We start from the raw sequence: 17,060 nt of genomic DNA on the forward strand, positions 1-17,060 counted from the left end.
CCGCCGTACCGCTGGTCCGGCGGTTCAACGACCGCCGGCTCAGCGGGCCTACGGGTTGGCCGTCGAGACGACGTAGACCCAGGGCCGGTCCGGGTCGGTCAGGTCGACCGTGATGTCCTGGCTCGGGCGGGGGTCCTGCTGGGTGTGCACGGTGCCTGCCCAGGCGCGGCCCTCGAGGCCGAAGTTCCAGCCGACCACGCCGGCGTCGCGGTCGCCGATGGTGACCCGGCCCGGCTCCAGGGCGGCGCGGCTCGTGCCGACCCCCTTCAGGAAGGCGTCGAGGCCCTTGCCCGAGGTGCGGAACTGGACGTACAGCCGGCTGGTCTTCCAGTTACTGGTCTCGTAGTAGGCGACCCGTGTGGAGCCTTCGGGGATCGGCACCTCGAAGATGCGGCGCTTCATCAGGGAGGGCCAGAAGTCGCGCAGGCCGTCCGCGGCGGACTCCGCCGCCTTGTCTCGGCCGCTCGCGCGGCTCTGCTCGGCGGAGATCACCAGATAGCCGGCGGGGATGCCGATGAGCAGCACGATGACGATCGCGGTGATCCAGCGGCGCACGATCATATGGCGCCGGCCCTCGGGGGGCGGGGTCTGCGGTGTCGGCCGGCGGGTGGTCAGCGTTGTCATGAGGGAGGGTCCTGGGTGAGGCGTGCGGAGCTCGGACTGCGCAGGGCCTGCGCGTAGCGCTCGTAGCGCTCATGGCGTTCGACGCGGCGGCGGTTGGTGCGGCGGAAGCGGCGCGCCACCAGCCGGGCGAGGTCGGCCGCGCCGACCATACCGGCTTCGGGACCGAGCTGGGCCTTGACGATCCGCGCCTCGGGACGGTAGCCCCGGCCGGTCAGATGGCGGCGGAACGCGTCCCTGGCCGGGCCGATCAGCAGGTCGTCGGCGGCGCTGACGCCGCCGCCGATGACGAAGCAGGACGGGTCGAGGGCGGCGGCGAGGTTGGCGATGCCGACGCCGAGCCACTGCCCGATGTCCTGGAACAGCTCGACGCACATCGCGTCGCCCTCGCGGGCCAGCTCGGTGATCAGCGGCCCGGTGATGTCGGCGACGTTGCCGCCGACCCGGTCGATGATGCTGTACGCGACCGGGGAGTCGGCGGCGGCCAGTTCGCGGGCCTCGCGGACCAGGGCGTTGCCCGAGCTGTACTGCTCCCAGCAGCCGCGGTTGCCGCAGGGGCAGCGATGGCCGCCCGGCACGACCTGCATATGGCCGAATTCGCCGGCGACGCCGAACTTGCCGCGCTTGACCTGGCCGTCCTCGAGGATCGCGCCGCCGATCCCGGTGCCGAGCGTGATCATCACGATGTGGTCCTCGCCGCGTCCCGCGCCGAAGCGCCACTCCGCCCAGGCGGCGGTGTTGGCGTCGTTGTCGACCAGGACGGGGACGGCGAGGCGGGCGGTGAGCGCGTCGCGCAGGGGCTCGTTGCGCCAGGCGAGGTGGGGGGCGAAGAGGACCGTGGAGCGGTCCGCGTCGACCCAGCCGGCCGCGCCGATGCCGACGGCGTGCACGTCGTGGCGGTCGGAGAGGTCGAGGACCAGCTCGCAGATGGTGTCCTCGACGACCTTGGGGCTCTTGGACTTGTCGGGGGTCTCGGTGCGGATCTTCTCCAGGATGATCCCGTCGGCGTCGACGACGCCCGCCATCACCTTCGTGCCGCCGATGTCGATGCCGACCGTGGGGACGCGCGGCGCGGTGAGGTGCGAGCGCCGCTCCCGGGTGCCGACCGTTTTGAGGACGGTGGCGCGGGCGGCGCCTCGGTTCGTGAAGTCGCGGTACGTGCTCAAGTCGTCCCTGCGGGTCGTGATGGCCGGTCCGGCTCCTCGGCGGGGTGGGGTCCGGGGCGGGTGGGGGGCCGCCCCCTCGATGCTAGTAGGCGGGCGGCCGCTCCCCCGAACCGCGCGTCAGCCGCCGGCCCGGTCGCCGCCGGCCGGGTGGCCGCCGAGGTGGGTCGGCTCGGGGGCGCGCTCCAGCTCGTGGCGCAGGTCCTCCAGCTCGCTGCCGCCAGCCATCTGCCGGGTGAGTTCGTCGAGTGTGACGGTCCGCCTGGTGTGGCTCGCCGCCATGACGCCGCGCTTGAGCAGCACGAAACGGTCGCCGACGAGATAGGCGTGGTGCGGGTTGTGGGTGATGAGAACCACTCCGAGGCCGGCGTCACGGGCGGCGGCCACGTACTTCAGGACGACGCCGGACTGCTTGACGCCCAGCGCGGCGGTCGGCTCGTCCAGCACGAGGACCTTGGCGCCGAAGTAGACGGCGCGCGCGATCGCCACGCACTGCCGCTCGCCGCCGGACAGCGTCCCGATGGGCTGGTCGACGTCGCGCAGGTCGATGCCCATCCGCAGCAGCTCGGCGCGGGTGGTCTCGCGCATCGTCTCGACGTCGAGGCGCTTGAAGGGCCCGCTGCCCCTGGTCGGCTCGGAGCCGAGGAAGAAGTTCCGCCACACCGGCATCAGCGGTACGACGGCGAGGTCCTGGTAGACCGTGGCGATGCCGCGGTCCAGCGCCTCGCGCGGGCTGGCGAGCGAGGTCTCCTCGCCCTCGATGCGCAGCACGCCGGCGTCGTGGCGGTGCAGCCCCGCGATGATCTTGATCAGGGTGGACTTGCCCGCGCCGTTGTCCCCGAGGACACAGGTGATCTCACCGGTGCGGCACTCCAGTGAGACGCCTTCGAGGGCCCGGATGTTGCCGTAGTACTTGCTGACGTCGTCGAGCTCGACAAGGGCACTCATCAGGTGGTCGCCTCCGCACGCTTGCGTACCCATGCGTTGAGCAGGGTGGCCAGGAGGAGCATCGCTCCGAGGAAGAACTTGAACCAGTCCGGGTTCCACTCCGCGTAGACGATGCCCTTGCTGGTCATGCCGAAGATCAGCGCGCCGACCGCGGAGCCGATCGCCGAGCCGTAACCGCCGGTGATCAGACAGCCGCCGATGACCGCCGCGATGATGTACGTCAGCTCGTTGCCGACGCCTTCGCCGGACTGCACCACGTCGAACGAGAAGAGCAGATGCTGTCCGGAGACCCAGGCGGCGAAGGCGACGCCCATGTAGAGCAGGATCTTGGTCCGCTTGACGGGGACGCCCACCGCGCGGGCCGCGTCGGCGCCGCCGCCCACCGCGAAGATCCAGTTGCCGAAGCGGGTCCGCAGCAGGATCCAGGTGGCGAGCGCGATCAGCGCGAACCACCACACGATGGTCGCCTTGACGGTGGTGTCGCCGACGGTGAATTCGCCGAAGACGCTCGCCGCCGACCCGAAGCCCTCCATGTCGCCGATCGCCCTGGTGGAGACCGTGCCGCTGATCAGCTTGGTCAGACCGAGGTTGAGGCCCGTCAGCATGAGGAACGTGCCGAGCGTGATGATGAAGCTGGGGAGTCTGGTGCGGGTCAGCACGAAACCGTTGAAGGCGCCGAGCCCGAGCGTGAGCACCAGCGAGACGAGCGCGCCGACCCAGACGTTGGCAGTCATCTGGTAGCTGAGCATCGAGGAGATCAGCGCGGAGCTGGTCACCATGACACCGGCGGAGAGGTCGAACTCGCCGCCGATCATCAGCAGGGCGACGGGCACGGCCATGATGCCGAGCGTCGACGCCGCGTACAGGACGGTGGCGAGGCTGGACGCCTGGAGGAAGGCGTCCGCGACGATCGAGAAGAAGATGAAGACGGCCACCGCGCCGACGACCGAGCCCAGCTCCGGCCGGCCCATCAGCTTGCGCAGCGGCGAGGTGCCGAGCAGCCGCTCGTCCTGCTTCTGCGGTGTCCTGTCGGGTGTCGCTGTTGGTGCGGCCTGGCTCATCGGGTCCCCCGCTCCGTGTATTCCTGAAGCTCGGCGGCGTCCTTCTCGGTGATGATCTGCGGTCCGGTCAGGACCGGGCGGCCGCCGCCGAGCACGTCGGCGTTGTACCGGTACAGCCACAGCAGGTCGACGGCCTGGTAGCCCTGGAGATACGGCTGCTGGTCGACGGCGAATCCGAGCGAGCCCTGCCGCAGTGCGTCCGCCACCTTCGCGTTGAGGTCGAAGGTGTCGATCTCGGCCGTGGATCCGGCGCTCTCCTTGGCCCGCACGGCCGCGTCGGCGAAGGGCGCGCCGAGGGTGACGACCGAGTCGATGGACCGGTCGGTCTGCAGTTTCGCCTCGATGGACGCCTGGACGTCGGGCATGTTGGTGCCGTCGACGTACAGGTTCTGCAGCGTGCCGTCGAAGGTCTTCCCGGCGCCGGCGCAGCGCTGCTCGTGGCCGACGTTGCCCTGCTCGTGCAGGACGCACAGGGCCTTCTTCCTGCCGCGGGCGTCGAGTTCGTCGCCGACCGCCTCGCCGGCGACGGTCTCGTCCTGGCCGATGTGGGTGAGCGCGCCGTACGCCTTGGACTGCTCGGAGCCGGAGTTCACCGTGATCACGGGAATGCCGGCCTTGCGGGCCTTGGCGACGACGGCCTTCATGGCGTCGGGCTTGGCGAGGGTGACGATCAGACCGTCGACCTTCTTGGAGATGTACGAGTCGACGAGCTGCGCCTGCTGCTGTCCCTCGTCGCTGTGGGCGTAGAGGAAGTTGATGTTGTCCTTGGCCGCGGCCTGCTTGGCGCCGGACTGCACGATGTCCCAGAACGTGTCGCCGTCGCCCGAGTGCGTGACCATGGCGAAGGTCCAGCGGGGGGTGTTCACCGCGGCCTTCCCGGCCGCCGCCTGTGCCTTGCGGGCGTCCTCCGCGCGCTTGCCGCCGGAGCTGCTGCATCCCACGAGGGAGACTCCGAGCACCGCCGCCAGCACCGCGCCCAGCGCACGTACCCCTGTCCTTGCCCTTGCCACGGTGTGGTGCCCTTCTTGCCGTACTCGCTGTGCCGCCTGCCGCGGCCGGCTCCGGGTCGGACCCGGCCGGCCGCCGCCCAAGTATCGGTCATCGCTGGTCGCGGGGTGTGCGGCGGGGGCGGCAGCGGCGGACGGACGGCGGCGGGGGGCGTGCGGAGCCCGGCGGGCGCGGGCGTTCGCGCCTCCCCCGCGTACTGTCGCGCGTTCACCGCGTACCGGCAGCCGTGAGCTTCTCGAGCGCCGGGACGTCCTTCTCGGTGACCAGCGCCGGGCCGGTGAGGACCGGCTTGCCGCCGCCGATCACATTGCCGTTGACCTTGTTGAGCCACAGCTCGTCGACGGCGAGGTAACCCTGGAGATACGGCTGCTGGTCGACGGCGAAGGTGATCTCCTTGGCCTTCAGCCGCTTCACCACCTCCGCGTTGAGGTCGAACGTGCTGATCTCCGCCGTCGAGCCGGCGCCCTGCCTGGCCTTCACCGACGCGGCGGCGAACGGCGCGCCCAGGGTGACGACGGCGTCGATGTCCTTGGCGCTCTGCAGCTTCGCCTCGATGGAGGAAGTCGTGGCCGGCATGTTGGTGCCCTCGACGTTGAGGTTCTCCACCGTGCCGCCGAAGGTCTTCTTCACACCGGCGCAGCGGGCCTCGAGGGACACGTTGCCCTGCTCGTGGATGACGCAGAGCGCCTTCTTCTTCCCCTGTTCGCCGAGCTCCTCGCCGACGGCCTCACCGGCCACCGACTCGTCCTGGCCGATGTGGCCGAGCGCGCCGAGCCCCTTGGAGAACTCGGCCCCGGAGTTGATGGTGACGACGGGGATACCGGCCGCGACGGCCTTCTTCACCACCGCGCTGACCGCTTCCGGCTTGGCGAGGGTGACGATGATCCCGTCGACCTTCTGGTCGATGTACGTCTGGATGAGCTGCGCCTGCTCCTTGCCCTCCGGGTGCGCCGCGTAGAGGAAGTCGACGTTGTCCTTGCGGGCGGCGACCTTGGCGCCGGACTGGACGATGTCCCAGAAGGTGTCGCCCTGGCCCGAGTGCGTCACCATGGCGATCTTCATCCGGGGCGTCTTCGCGGCTTCGCCGCCGGCGCCGTCCCCGGCCGGCTTCTCGTCGGCGCCCTTGCCGCCGGAGCTGCTGCATCCGGCGACGACGGCCAGGGCACATGCGGCGAGCAGGGCTGCTGCCGTGCGGGTGGTACGCATGGTGGGGTCCGCCTTCTCTCCCGGCCGCCCGGTTGCGGCTGGGTGAGTTTCTACGGCCGCCCCGCGACCCCGTCAAGACTTTGTCCGAACATTCTTACCCGCGACCCGGGCGCTACGGCCGGACGAGGAGCTGGAACTCGAAGGCGTAGCGCGACGCCCGGTACACGTGCGAGCCGAATTCGACCGCCCGGCCGGTGTCGTCGAAGGTGGCGCGTTCCATCGTCAGCAGCGGCGCGCCGGCCGGCTCGCCCAGCAGCTCGCCCTCCTCGGCCGTCGCGGCGCGGGCGCCCACCGACTGGCGGGCGCTGTGCAGGGTGATGCCGGCGGCGCGCATCATCCGGTACAGGCCGGTGGCCTCCAGCCGCTCGGTGCCGCAGTCCAGCAGGCCGGCCGGCAGATGGTTGCGCAGCCGGGCCATCGGCTCGCCGTGGGCGTAGCGCAGCCGCTCGATCCGCCGGACGTCGCTGCCCTCCGGTACGCCGAGCGCGGCCGCGACCTCTGCGCTCGCCGGCTCGATCTCGTTGGTGAGCACGACCGTCGCGGGCCGCTGGCCGGCCGCCTCCAGGTCGTCGTAGAGGCTGCTGAGCTCCAGCGGGCGGCGGACCTGGCTGTGCACCACCTGGGTGCCCACCCCGCGGCGGCGCACCAGCAGCCCCTTGTCGACCAGGGACTGGATGGCCTGGCGGACGGTCGGCCGGGACAGGCCGAGCCGGCCCGCGAGTTCTATCTCGTTGCCGAGCAGGCTGCCCGGGGTGAGGACCCCCCTCTCGATGGCCGATTCCAGCTGTTGCGAGAGCTGGAAATAGAGCGGAACCGGACTGGTCCGGTCCACGCTCAGCTGGAGCGACAGGGACGGTTCCGTCTCGTGTCTGGGCTGCTTGGGCACGTGGGGGAGCGTAGTCGCACGCCATGTTGACGGGAAGTCGTGAGGTTCGGTTGTCAGGACAAAGTCTTGACATCGTGGCGGCCTCGCCTCCACCTTTGGGCCATGCGCATCGGACTCATCGGTACGGGCCGTATCGGCAGCTTTCACGCGGGCGTGCTCAGCCGCCATCGTGAGGTGGGTTCACTGGTCGTGGCGGACACCGACGCGGCCCGGGCCACCAAGGTGGCGGACCGCTGCGGGGCCACCGCCGCCCCCAGTGCCCACGAGGTCTTCACCTGGGGCGTGGACGCGGTGGTGATCGCCTCGGCGACCTCCGCGCACGCCGAGCTGATCGCCCGCGCGGCCCGCGCCGGGCTCCCCACGTTCTGCGAGAAGCCGATCGCCCTGGACCTGCCGGGCACCCTGGCCGCGCTGCGCGAGGTCGAGCAGGCGGGCACCGAGCTGCAGCTCGGCTTCATGCGGCGCTTCGACGCCGGCTACACCGCGGCCCGTGAGCTGGTGCGCTCCGGCCGGCTCGGCCGGCTGCACACGGTGCGGGCCATCACCTCCGACCCGGCGCCGCCGCCGGCCGACTATCTGCCGCTGTCGGGCGGGCTGTACCGGGACTGCCTGGTCCACGACTTCGACATCCTGCGCTGGGTGACCGGCCGGGAGATCACCGAGGTGTACGCGACCGGCTCGGACGCGGGCCACCCCATGTTCCGCGAGGTGGGCGACGTCGACACGGCCGCCGCGCTGCTCACCCTGGACGACGGGACGCTGGCCACGGCGACCGCCACCCGCTGCAACGGGGCGGGCTACGACGTGCGGATGGAGCTGGCCGGCGAGCTCGACCAGGTCGCCGTCGGCCTGGACGACCGTACGCCGATCAGCTCGACCGAGCCGCACGGCCTGCCGCCCGTCGACAAGCCGTGGCCGGGCTTCCTGGAGCGTTTCGCCCCGGCGTACGAGGCGGAGCTGGACGCGTTCGTCCGGCTGGTGGCGGGCGAGGCGGAGAACCCGTGCGACGGCCGGGAGGCGCTGACGGCGCTGCGGGTCGCGGAGGCCTGTGAGCTCTCCCGCCGGGAGCACCGGCCGGTCCGGCTGGAGGAGATCCCGGCGGACTGACGCGGCGGGCGCCTGACCGGGCCGGCGGTCACGCCGGCCCGGCGGACAGTACGGTGCCCTGCGCGACGGCGCAGAGCGTCTCGTCACCGCCGGCGCCGACGGTGAACAGGTCGCAGCGGACGACGGCCTGCCGCCGCCCGGTGTGCACGACGGCGGCGCGGGCGACCAGTGTGCGCCCGGTGGCGGGCCGCACGTACTGCACGGAGAAGCCGCCGGTCAGCACGGCCGGTCCGAGGGTGGTTCCGGCGGCGAAGGTGATCGAGTTGTCGGCGGCGTACGCGAGGACACCACCGTGGAGATACCCGTTCTGCTGGTGCAGTTCCTCGCGGATGTCCACCTCGAGGACCGCCTCGCCGTCCCCGAAGGCGGTGATCCGCGCGCCCAGCAGTCTGCTGAACGGCTGGCTGTCGAGGACCTTGCGGGCGGTGTCCAGTTCACGTCCGGTCATGTACGCCATCCCTGGGAGTGGGTCCGAGGGCGTCGAGTACGGCACGGAGGGCGGCTCGCGCCTCGCTCTCCGGGCCGTCGGCCGCCCTGAGTTCGTCGAGCTGTTCGGTCCAGGCCCGGACTCCGGCGGCCGCGTCGGGTGCGGCGAGGGCGAGCGCCCCGGCGCTCGCCTGCTGCTGCCGCTCGTAGGCGTCGTACCAGCAGGTCCACTCCCAGCAGGACGCGTCGCTCATGGTCGACGACCGCCGCGGCCTCGCACGAGATGTCGTCCGTCCGGTTCCCGGGCCCCACCCGCTCCTGACCGGCGAGGAACCGGCCGAACGCCTGGGGCCCCTCCGCCGCGCCGGGAGCCGGGCGCGGCCCGCCCCGGCGGCAGTGGTGCTGCTGCCAGGCCCCGTCCCCGACCACCGCATAGCGTGCCCGCTCGGCCACGGCCGGCCCTACCAGCGCACCGGCAGCCGGCGGACACCGCGCATCAGGAGGCCCGGCAGCCATGCGTACGTGTCGGCCGGGGCGTCCAGGGCGAGGTCCGGGCAGCGTTCCAGGAGGGAGCGGACGGCGATGCGGGCCTCCAGCCGGGCCAGCGGCGCGCCGAGGCAGAAGTGGATGCCATGCCCGAAGGCGAGATGGCCGCGGGTGTCCCGGCGGATGTCGAAGCGGTCGGGTTCCGGGTAGCGGGCGGGGTCGCGGTCGGCGGCCGCCAGACCGATCAGCACCCTTTCGCCCGCCGGGATGATCTGGTCCCCGACGGGTACGGGCGCGGCGCTGTAGCGGAGCGTCGCGGTCTCGACGGGGCCGTCGTAGCGCAGCATCTCCTCTATCGCGCCGTCGAGGAGGGAGAAGTCGGCGCGCAGGGCGGCGAGTTGATCGGGGTGGGCGAGCAGGGCGCGTACGCCGTTGGAGATCAGGTTGACGGTCGTCTCGTGGCCCGCGATGAGCAGGAGGTAGGCGAGGGCGCGCAGTTCGGCGAGGGAGAGGCGGTCGCCGTCCTCGGCCCTGGTGCGGATGAGGGCGGAGAGCAGATCGTCCGCCGGGCCCGCGCAGCGCTTGTCCTCGATGAGCGCGTCGAGGTAGGCGCCCAGCTGCCGGACGGCGTCCTCCTCCTTCTCCGGGGAGGTCGGGGCGACGACCTCGTTGGACCAGGTGCGGAAGGCGGCGCGGTCGGCCGTGGGGACTCCGAGGAGTTCGCAGATGACGACGATCGGGAGCGGGAAGGCCAGCGCGTCGACGAGGTCGGCCCGGCCGGCCGGCGCCATCTCGTCCAGGAGGTCGTCCGTGATCCGCTGGACGCGGGGCCGCAGCGCCTCGGCGCGGCGCGGGGTGAACTCGCGGCTGACCAGCTTGCGCAGCCGGGTGTGGTCCGGCGGGTCGATCACCAGCAGGTTGGGGCCGACGATCTGCTCGTCGAGCATCGTCAGCCCCATGGTGGCCGGCGACTTGGACAGCCGGGGGTCGGCGAGCGCGGCGCGCGCCTCCTCGTGTCCGACGATCAGCCAGAACTCGGCGCCGTCGGCCCCGCGCACCCGGTGCGCGGGGCCGGCGGCGCGCAGCCGCTCGTAGTACGGATACGGGTCGGCGGTGAAGTCCGGCCCGTACGCCGCCAGATCGACGATGGTCATGATCTCAGCGTACGTCGGGGTCGTCGTCGAGCAGCCCGGCGTCGTGGGTCAACAGCGCGATCCGGACACGGTTGTTAAGGTCCGGTTTGGCCAGGATGCGCGAGACGTGCGCCTTCACGGTGGCCACGCTCATGTAGAGGGCGGCGGCGATCTCCGCGTGGGACCGGCCACGACCCACGGCGAGCGCATGCCCACTTGGTTTTCGTGACGAAATACCGGCACCCGGCTGGTTCAGGCTGTGGGGTGTGGTGGACCGGCTCGCCTTCCTGGACGGGCACGAGTTGTACGCGAGCATCGTGCTGGCCGTGCTCGGCGGGCGCCGATGGTGGCCTCGGACCGCTTCCGCCGAGGTCTAGGCGGTGTCCCGCGCCTGGGAGAGGCGGGCGATCTCCGCGGCGTGCTCGCTCAGGCGGTGGCTGACGCTGCCACTGGTCCACAGCGCGGTGCCGACGACGGCGACCGGGACCGACAGCCCGAGGACGGCGAGGAGTTCGGGCCAGTCACGCTCGGACGCGCAGGTGTCGTCGCCGCCCTCGTTGGCCGTGCCCCGGTCGGTCAGCAGCCGCGACTCGCACTCCCGCTCGTCGCTGTACGGGCGCTCGACCGTGTACGGAAGGAGCAGCAGGGCGCCGAACCAGACCCACAGCATCGCCGCCGCGGAGAGCAGGGCGAAGCCCCACGTCTGTGTCCGCCTGGCGCGGGCGCGGAAGGCCATGTCGTACTGGAGCGATCGCATGGCCGTTGAAACTAGCAGTCGGCCCGGTCGGCGGCGCGGCGGCCCCAGGTCGTCCCCACGAGCACGAGAGCCGCGCCCACCAGGCCGATCGCGCCGAGGTGTTCGCCGCCGATGGCGATGCCGGCCGTGGCGGCCCACAGCGGCTCGGTGCCGAGCAGCAGGCTGACGCGGGACGGCGAGGTGCGCCGCACCGCCCACATCTGTACGAAGAACGCGAACAGGGTGCAGAACACGGACAGGAACACCAGCCCCGCCCATTCGCGCGGCCCGAAGCCGACCGCCACGGCCCACGGCGACGCCCCGCTGCCGGGCAGCGCGGCCAGTACGGCGAACACCGCGACGGCCGCGCCCAGTTGGACGGTCGTCAGGGAGAGCGAGTCGGCGCCGCGCACCGCCTTGCTCCGTGCCATCGCCAGCACGTGGACGGTGCGGACCACGGCCGCCAGCAGCATCAGCAGGTCTCCCGCGGACGGGGCGGTGAAGCCCGCGCCCTGGGTCAGCAGCACCACTCCGGCCAGCGACACGGCGGCCGCGGCGAGGAAGGACGCGGGCGGCAGCCGCCGGACCATCGCCGCCTCCGCGAGCGGCGTGAGGATCATGGTGAGGCTGATGACGAGCCCGGCGTTGGTGGCGGAGGTGCGGACGACGCCGTACGTCTCGAGCAGGAAGACGGCGCTCAGGATCAGTCCGAGCAGCGCCGCGCCCCGCCACTGGGCGGCGGTCAGCGCCCGCAGCCGGCGCCGCCCGGCGACGACGAGGACGGGCAGGACGAGCGCGAACCGCAGGACGAGGACGGCGACGACGGTGTGGGTGGTGGTGATGCCCTTGGCCGCGAGATAGCTGGCGCCCCAGACGACGGCGACGAGCAGCACCGGCAGGTCGGTGAGCCAGGCACGGCGCGGGGCGAGGGCGGCCGCGGGTACGGTGATCGACGACACCGGGTCTCCTGGGGTTCGGCAGGGGTGGAGACGTCGGCGGCTCGCACGCGGGGACGATCACCGTACCGGGGCGTCCGCGCGGGTGTCTTCTCAGTAGCTGCCGTACTGGGGGCGGCCGGCGAGTTCGTAGGTGTGGATCGCCGCGCCGGCGCCGGTGGTCCGCGCCTCGATGTGCTGGAACGCCGTGGGCCTCGCGCCTTGCGGGAAGAGGCGCATCCCCGTGCCGAGCACGACGGGGAAGACCACCAGGTGGAGCTTGTCGACGAGGTCGTGCGTCATCAGGGTCTGGGCCAGCTTGCCGCTGCCGTGCATCTGGAGTTCCCCGTCGGTGCGGTCCTTGAGCGCGGTGACCTCCTTGACGAGGTCGCGGCCGATGATGGTGGTGTTCTGCCAGTCGGCCGACGTCAGGGTGGTCGAGGCGACGTACTTGGGCAGGGAGTTGAGCTTGGACGCGATGGGGTTGTCGGGGTCGGTCTGCCGGGGCCAGTAGCCCGCGAAGATCTCGTAGGTGCGGCGGCCGAGGAGGAAGGCGCCGACCCGGCCGAAGACCTCGTCCATGAACCGGCCGAAGTCCTCGTCCCCGTACGGCACGGACCAGCCGCCGTGTTCGAAGCCGCCGCTGGTGTCCTCCTCCGGCCCGCCGGGGGCCTGGTAGACGCCGTCGAGGGTGAGGAACTGGGTGAGGGAGAGCTGTGCCATGGTTCTTCCGCCTGTCGCAGGGTTCCAACGGGTGTCGATGAGTCTCACAGCTCTGACCGCGCGGGGCCGACGAACTCATCGGCGTGCCGAGCGCGATGTCCGATCGCCGCCAGCACGGGGCCGCCGAACCCGATGTGATTGAAGCCGCAACCACTTAGGCTCTTGGAGGCTTCGATGAACGGCAAGGTGGCACTGGTGACCGGCGGCAGCCGGGGGATCGGTGCGGCGACCGCGCTGCGGCTGGCCCGCGACGGCGCCGATGTCGCGATCACCTATGCGGCGGGGAAGGACGCCGCGGAGGACGTCGTCCGGCGGATCGAGGCGACGGGCCGGCGCGCGGTGGCGCTGCGCGCGGACTCGGCTGACGCGACCGAGGCCGCCGGGGCGGTGGACCGCACGGCGGACGCCCTCGGCGGGCTCGACGTCCTCGTCAACAACGTGGGCGTGGGCCTGCTCGGGCCGCTGGAGAGCATCACGCCGGCCGATGTGGACCGGGTGCTGGCCGTGAACGTACGGGGCGTGTACCTCACGTCCCGGGCGGCCGCCGCCCGCATGGGGAGCGGCTCGCGGATCGTGACGATCGGCACCTGCATGACCCAGCGCGTGCCCGGCCCCGGCGGCACGCTCTACGCGATGAGCAAGTCGGCGCTGATCGGTCTGACGAAGGCGCTGGCGCGGGAGTTGGGCGAGCGGGGCATCACCGCGAACATCGTCCACCCGGGACCGGTCGACACCGACATGAACCCGGCCGACGGCCCGTACGCCGAGCCGCAGAAGGCGGACACGGCGCTCGGCCGCTTCGGCGCCGCGGACGAGATCGCGTCGATGGTCGCCTATCTCGCGGGCGCCGAGGCGGCGTACATCACGGGCGCGGGGTTCTCCGTGGACGGCGGGCACGCGGCCTGAGCCGCGCGCCCGGGCCTTCGCCCGCGGCATGCGCGCGGGGCGCACCGTTGCTGTCGGCCGGTGCGCCCCGCGCGGGAGGGAGGGTGTCGCGCCTCCCCCGTCCTGTGACGGCTCGTCAGCCGCCGAGCTCCTGGTGGCGGGCGGTCAGACGGGCCGCGCCCTGTTCGGTCAGGGAGCCGAACAGCCGCAGGCGGGAGATGCCGCCGTCGGGGTAGATGTCGATCCGCACATGGGTGCCGACCGCCGGGGCGTCGAGCATGAACCGGTGGTTGGTGTCGGGCTGGAGCCGGGTGCGCGGCATGACCTCGCGCCACTCGGCGCCTTCCGCACCGTCCCGTACGGACAGTGCCGCCCAGCCCGCGCTGTTGCCCTTGAGGTACGCGGTGTCGATCTCGACGGCGCGGATCTCGGAGTGGCCGGCCAGCTGGTAGCGGATCCAGTCGTTGCCCTGGTCGCGCCGGCGGCGGGTCTCCCAGCCGTCGTCCATCTTGCGGGAACGGCCGGGCTGGACGGTGTTGGTGGCCGGCGAGTAGAAGCGGTCGGAGGCGTCCTCGACCTGGCCGCCGTTCTCCAGCGCGACGAGGTCGAAGGTGCCGAGCGCGGCCAGCCACCGCGGGTCGGGCACGACCTCGCCGTACACCCGCAGCCGGGCGATGCCGCCGTCGGGGTGCTGGTTGACGCGCAGGTGCGTGAAGCGCTGCTCGACGTCGACGGCGAAGCCGTTGGCGGCGTGGCCGCCGACGGCGGTGCGCGGGACGAGCGTCGTCCACTTCACGTCGTCGCCGAGGAGCTCCTCCGGGGCCGGCGAGCCGGCGACGGACGTGCCCTCGACCGACACGGCCTGGGGGTAGTTGCCCCGGAAGTGGGCGGTGTCGACGACGATGCCGCGTACGACACCGGGGGCGCCGAGGCGTACGAGCGCCCAGTCGTGGTCCTCGGCGGTGGGGTGGGGCTGCTCGGCGGAGACACCGCGGCGGCGGCGGGTCTCCCAGCCGTCCATGATCTTGCCCTTGTGCCCGAAGTGCTCGGGGTCGAACTCGGCGGGCTCCGGCTTCAGCAGATTCTCGCGCTCGGCGAAGAACTCGTCGTTGGCGGCGACGACGCCCGCGCCGAGGCGGCGGTCGGCGAGGTCGGCGCACTGCGTGAACGGGAAGTCGGCCGCGCGGTAGTCGGCGTACGGGTCGCCGCCGCCGTACGGGCTGGCGTCACCGGTGAAGGTGGGGATGGAGGATGCAGACACGGTTCAGTTGTTCCTTTCGAGCAGCCGGCCCGTCGGCGCGGCCAGGTTGCCGTTCTCCACGATCCGCTCGCCGCGCAGCCACGTCGATCTGACGACTCCGTACAGCGTTCTGCCCGCGTACGCGGTCACCTGGTTGCGGTGGAACAGATGGGCGGGGTCGACGGTGAAGGTCTCGTCGGGGGCGAGGACCGCGAAGTCGGCGTCGCGGCCCGCCTCGATGGCGCCCTTGGCGGTCAGGCCCGCCAGCTCCGCCGGGGCCTTCGCCATCCAGCGGACGACGTCGTCGAGGGTGTGGCCGCGCTTGCGGGCCTCGGTCCAGATCGCCGGCAGGCCGAGCTGGAGCGAGGAGATGCCGCCCCAGGCGGATGCGAAGTCCGGGGTCTTGAGGTCGGTGGTGCAGGGAGAGTGGTCGGAGACGATGCAGTCGATGGTGCCGTCGGCGAGTCCCTGCCAGAGCGCGTCCTGGTTGGCGGCCTCCCGGATGGGCGGGCAGCACTTGAACTCGGTGGCGCCGTCCGGGACCTCCTCGGCGGTGAGCGTGAGGAAGTGCGGGCAGGACTCGACGGTGACGGCGACCCCGTCCCGCTTGGCGGCGGCGATCAGCGGCAGGGCGTCGCTGGAGGACAGATGCAGGACATGGATACGGGCTCCGAGCCGCTTGGCGTGCGAGATCAGGCCCTCGATCGCGGTGTTCTCCGCGTCCCGGGGCCGGGACGCGAGGAAGTCGGCGTATTTGGGGCCGCTCTGCTGCGGCGCGGCGGCCAGGTGGTGCGGGTCCTCGGCGTGCACGATCAGCAGCCCGCCGAACCCGGAGATCTCCGCCATGGAGCGGGCGAGCTGCTCCTGGTCGAGCTCGGGGAACTCCTCGACGCCGGACGGCGACAGGAAGCACTTGAAGCCGAAGACGCCCGCGTCGTGCAGCGGCCGCAGAACCTTGACGTTGGACGGGATCGCGCCGCCCCAGAAGCCGACGTCGATGTGCGCCTTGCTGCGGGCGACCTCCCGCTTGGTGGCGAGGTGGTCGACCGTGGTCGTGGGCGGCAGCGAGTTGAGCGGCATGTCGAGCAGGGTGGTGATGCCGCCCGCGGCGGCAGCGCGGGTGGCCGTCCAGAAGCCCTCCCACTCGGTGCGGCCGGGGTCGTTCACATGGACATGGGTGTCGACGAGGCCGGGCAGGACGACGTCGTCCCCGAAGTCCTCGAGCCGCGCACCGGCCGGCACGGCGGCGTCGTACGGCCCCACCTCGGCGATCCGCCCGCCGGCGACGGCGACCGTCGCGGCGCGCGTCCCCTCGGGGGTGATCACCCGCGTCGACCGCAGGACCAGTTCCACTTCCACGTCGGACACGTCGGACACCCGCTCCCCTCACTTCCACTGCTCAGCGAAAATTCAACGAACTGTTGAAGGAGTCTTCCCCTCCGCCGAGTACCCGTCAAGACCCGTCCGGCCCGGACGGTCAGCCTTGTACGTTTCCACAAAGTGGAAGTACAATTCCATTTCAGGATGGTCGCTTCAGCCGGAAGCGGGCCCGCGCAACACCGCAGACACACGGACAAACACCCCCTGACCGGCCAGTACTCCCCTCGGCGGCCAACGTGCCCCCGACCTGCGCCCGGTAGGCTGCTGACTTGCCCTGCCTGCCCGAAAGGACCGCCGACGTGCCGACGTCCAGCGCCAGCGCCACCGACGCAGCCAAGCCCGCCGCCAGCGGCGGCGTGCAGTCCCTTGAGCGCGCCTTCGACCTTCTCGAACGAATGGCCGACGCCGGTGGGGAGGTCGGTCTCAGCGAGCTCTCCGCCAGCAGCGGCCTGCCCCTGCCGACCATCCACCGGCTGATGCGGACCCTCGTCGCCTGCGGTTACGTCCGGCAGCAGCCCAACCGGCGCTATGCGCTCGGCCCCCGGCTGATCCGCCTCGGCGAGTCGGCGTCCCGGCTGCTCGGCACCTGGGCGCGCCCCTACCTCGCCCGCCTCGTCGAGGAGACCGGCGAGACCGCGAACATGGCGCTGCTCGACGGCGACGAGATCGTGTACGTGGCGCAGGTGCCGTCCAAGCACTCCATGCGGATGTTCACCGAGGTCGGCCGTCGCGTGCTGCCGCACTCCACCGGCGTGGGCAAGGCGCTCCTCGCGCACACCCCGGCGGACGAGGTACGCGCCCTCCTCGCCCGTACCGGCATGCCGGCCGCGACCGAGAAGACGATCACCACGGCCGACGGCTTCCTGGACGCGCTGGAGCAGGTCCGCCGGGCGGGGTACGCGGTGGACGACAACGAGCAGGAGATCGGCGTCCGCTGCCTGGCGGTCTCCGTGCCCGACTCCCCCACGGCCGCGGCGGTCTCGATCTCGGGCCCGGCGAGCCGGGTGACGGAGGCGGCCACGGACAAGATCGTCCCCCTGCTCCAGGAGGTCGCCCGCGACCTGTCGACCGCGCTCGCGAACACAGGCGGACAGGGCTGACGGCGGCGGAAGGGGC

18 protein-coding genes and 1 pseudogene are annotated in these 17,060 nt (G+C 72.1%); 3 read left to right on the forward strand and 16 right to left on the reverse strand.

Features of this window, described 5'->3' with window-relative positions:
* Positions 1-48: 48 nt before the first annotated feature.
* The 7 genes from ACFYOP_RS05245 to ACFYOP_RS05275 all read right to left on the reverse strand — a co-directional run bounded on the left by ACFYOP_RS05245 (position 49) and on the right by ACFYOP_RS05275 (position 6,839).
* On the reverse strand, positions 49-624 hold the full coding sequence (locus ACFYOP_RS05245; RefSeq protein WP_356890314.1) for a hypothetical protein: 576 nt from the start codon (positions 622-624) through the stop codon (positions 49-51).
* Positions 621-1,787, reverse strand: coding sequence for an ROK family glucokinase (locus tag ACFYOP_RS05250; RefSeq protein ID WP_356890312.1), 1,167 nt, complete (start codon positions 1,785-1,787; stop codon positions 621-623). The genes ACFYOP_RS05245 and ACFYOP_RS05250 overlap by 4 nt, the downstream gene beginning before the upstream one ends.
* A 117-nt stretch (positions 1,788-1,904) precedes the next feature.
* Positions 1,905-2,732 carry an ATP-binding cassette domain-containing protein gene (locus ACFYOP_RS05255; RefSeq protein ID WP_356890310.1) on the reverse strand — a complete coding sequence of 276 codons (828 nt, stop codon included), beginning with the start codon at positions 2,730-2,732 and terminating at the stop codon, positions 1,905-1,907.
* Positions 2,732-3,793 carry an ABC transporter permease gene (locus ACFYOP_RS05260; RefSeq protein WP_356890308.1) on the reverse strand — a complete coding sequence of 354 codons (1,062 nt, stop codon included), beginning with the start codon at positions 3,791-3,793 and terminating at the stop codon, positions 2,732-2,734. The genes ACFYOP_RS05255 and ACFYOP_RS05260 overlap by 1 nt, the downstream gene beginning before the upstream one ends.
* Positions 3,790-4,803, reverse strand: coding sequence for a sugar ABC transporter substrate-binding protein (locus tag ACFYOP_RS05265; protein ID WP_356890306.1), 1,014 nt, complete (start codon positions 4,801-4,803; stop codon positions 3,790-3,792). Before ACFYOP_RS05265 ends, ACFYOP_RS05260 begins: the two co-directional genes overlap by 4 nt.
* Before the next feature lie 205 nt (positions 4,804-5,008).
* Positions 5,009-6,007, reverse strand: a complete 999-nt coding sequence (locus ACFYOP_RS05270; protein ID WP_356890304.1) for a sugar ABC transporter substrate-binding protein — start codon at positions 6,005-6,007, stop codon at positions 5,009-5,011.
* Positions 6,008-6,119: 112 nt separating this feature from the next.
* Entirely contained in the window at positions 6,120-6,839 is a 720-nt protein-coding gene (locus ACFYOP_RS05275; RefSeq protein ID WP_356891155.1) for a GntR family transcriptional regulator, read from the reverse strand.
* A gap of 156 nt (positions 6,840-6,995) precedes the next feature.
* On the opposite strand from ACFYOP_RS05275, the gene ACFYOP_RS05280 reads away from it, so the two are divergent.
* Positions 6,996-8,000, forward strand: a complete 1,005-nt coding sequence (locus ACFYOP_RS05280; protein ID WP_356890302.1) for a Gfo/Idh/MocA family oxidoreductase — start codon at positions 6,996-6,998, stop codon at positions 7,998-8,000.
* A gap of 28 nt (positions 8,001-8,028) precedes the next feature.
* Here ACFYOP_RS05280 and ACFYOP_RS05285 read toward each other — a convergent pair whose 3' ends face one another.
* From ACFYOP_RS05285 to ACFYOP_RS05315, 7 genes and pseudogenes are all read right to left on the reverse strand, one after another.
* A complete protein-coding gene (locus tag ACFYOP_RS05285; RefSeq protein WP_356890300.1) occupies positions 8,029-8,448 on the reverse strand; it encodes a PaaI family thioesterase in 420 nt (139 codons plus the stop codon).
* Positions 8,435-8,680 (reverse strand): hypothetical protein, encoded by a 246-nt coding sequence (locus ACFYOP_RS05290; protein WP_356890298.1) that lies wholly within the window; start codon positions 8,678-8,680, stop codon positions 8,435-8,437. Before ACFYOP_RS05290 ends, ACFYOP_RS05285 begins: the two co-directional genes overlap by 14 nt.
* Positions 8,681-8,887: 207 nt before the next feature.
* Positions 8,888-10,066, reverse strand: a complete 1,179-nt coding sequence (locus tag ACFYOP_RS05295) for a cytochrome P450 (protein ID WP_356890296.1) — start codon at positions 10,064-10,066, stop codon at positions 8,888-8,890.
* Between the two features lie 4 nt (positions 10,067-10,070).
* Positions 10,071-10,253, reverse strand: a pseudogene (locus tag ACFYOP_RS05300) (LuxR C-terminal-related transcriptional regulator); the annotation flags it as partial.
* A 165-nt stretch (positions 10,254-10,418) separates the two neighbouring features.
* A complete protein-coding gene (locus tag ACFYOP_RS05305) occupies positions 10,419-10,802 on the reverse strand; it encodes a hypothetical protein (RefSeq protein ID WP_356890294.1) in 384 nt (127 codons plus the stop codon).
* Between the two features lie 11 nt (positions 10,803-10,813).
* Entirely contained in the window at positions 10,814-11,740 is a 927-nt protein-coding gene (locus ACFYOP_RS05310) for a DMT family transporter (RefSeq protein WP_356890292.1), read from the reverse strand.
* A gap of 90 nt (positions 11,741-11,830) precedes the next feature.
* Positions 11,831-12,439: a dihydrofolate reductase family protein gene (locus ACFYOP_RS05315; RefSeq protein WP_356890290.1), complete on the reverse strand. Its 609-nt coding sequence runs from the start codon at positions 12,437-12,439 to the stop codon at positions 11,831-11,833.
* 174 nt (positions 12,440-12,613) lie between these two features.
* On the opposite strand from ACFYOP_RS05315, the gene ACFYOP_RS05320 reads away from it, so the two are divergent.
* Positions 12,614-13,345 (forward strand): 3-oxoacyl-ACP reductase family protein, encoded by a 732-nt coding sequence (locus ACFYOP_RS05320; RefSeq protein ID WP_356890288.1) that lies wholly within the window; start codon positions 12,614-12,616, stop codon positions 13,343-13,345.
* 115 nt (positions 13,346-13,460) lie between these two features.
* Here ACFYOP_RS05320 and alc read toward each other — a convergent pair whose 3' ends face one another.
* The gene (gene alc, locus ACFYOP_RS05325) at positions 13,461-14,585 is read right to left on the reverse strand and encodes an allantoicase (protein ID WP_356890286.1); all 1,125 of its coding nucleotides are present in this window, start codon (positions 14,583-14,585) and stop codon (positions 13,461-13,463) included.
* Positions 14,586-14,588: 3 nt separating this feature from the next.
* On the reverse strand, positions 14,589-15,932 hold the full coding sequence (gene allB / locus ACFYOP_RS05330; RefSeq protein ID WP_356891153.1) for an allantoinase AllB: 1,344 nt from the start codon (positions 15,930-15,932) through the stop codon (positions 14,589-14,591).
* A gap of 311 nt (positions 15,933-16,243) precedes the next feature.
* Here allB and ACFYOP_RS05335 point away from each other — a divergent pair, with 311 nt between their 5' ends.
* The gene (locus tag ACFYOP_RS05335) at positions 16,244-17,044 is read left to right on the forward strand and encodes an IclR family transcriptional regulator (RefSeq protein WP_356890284.1); all 801 of its coding nucleotides are present in this window, start codon (positions 16,244-16,246) and stop codon (positions 17,042-17,044) included.
* Positions 17,045-17,060 lie beyond the last annotated feature (16 nt).

Origin of the sequence: Streptomyces sp. NPDC006294 (genome assembly GCF_042870895.1) — a bacterium.
Taxonomy (GTDB): Bacteria; Actinomycetota; Actinomycetes; order Streptomycetales; family Streptomycetaceae; genus Streptomyces.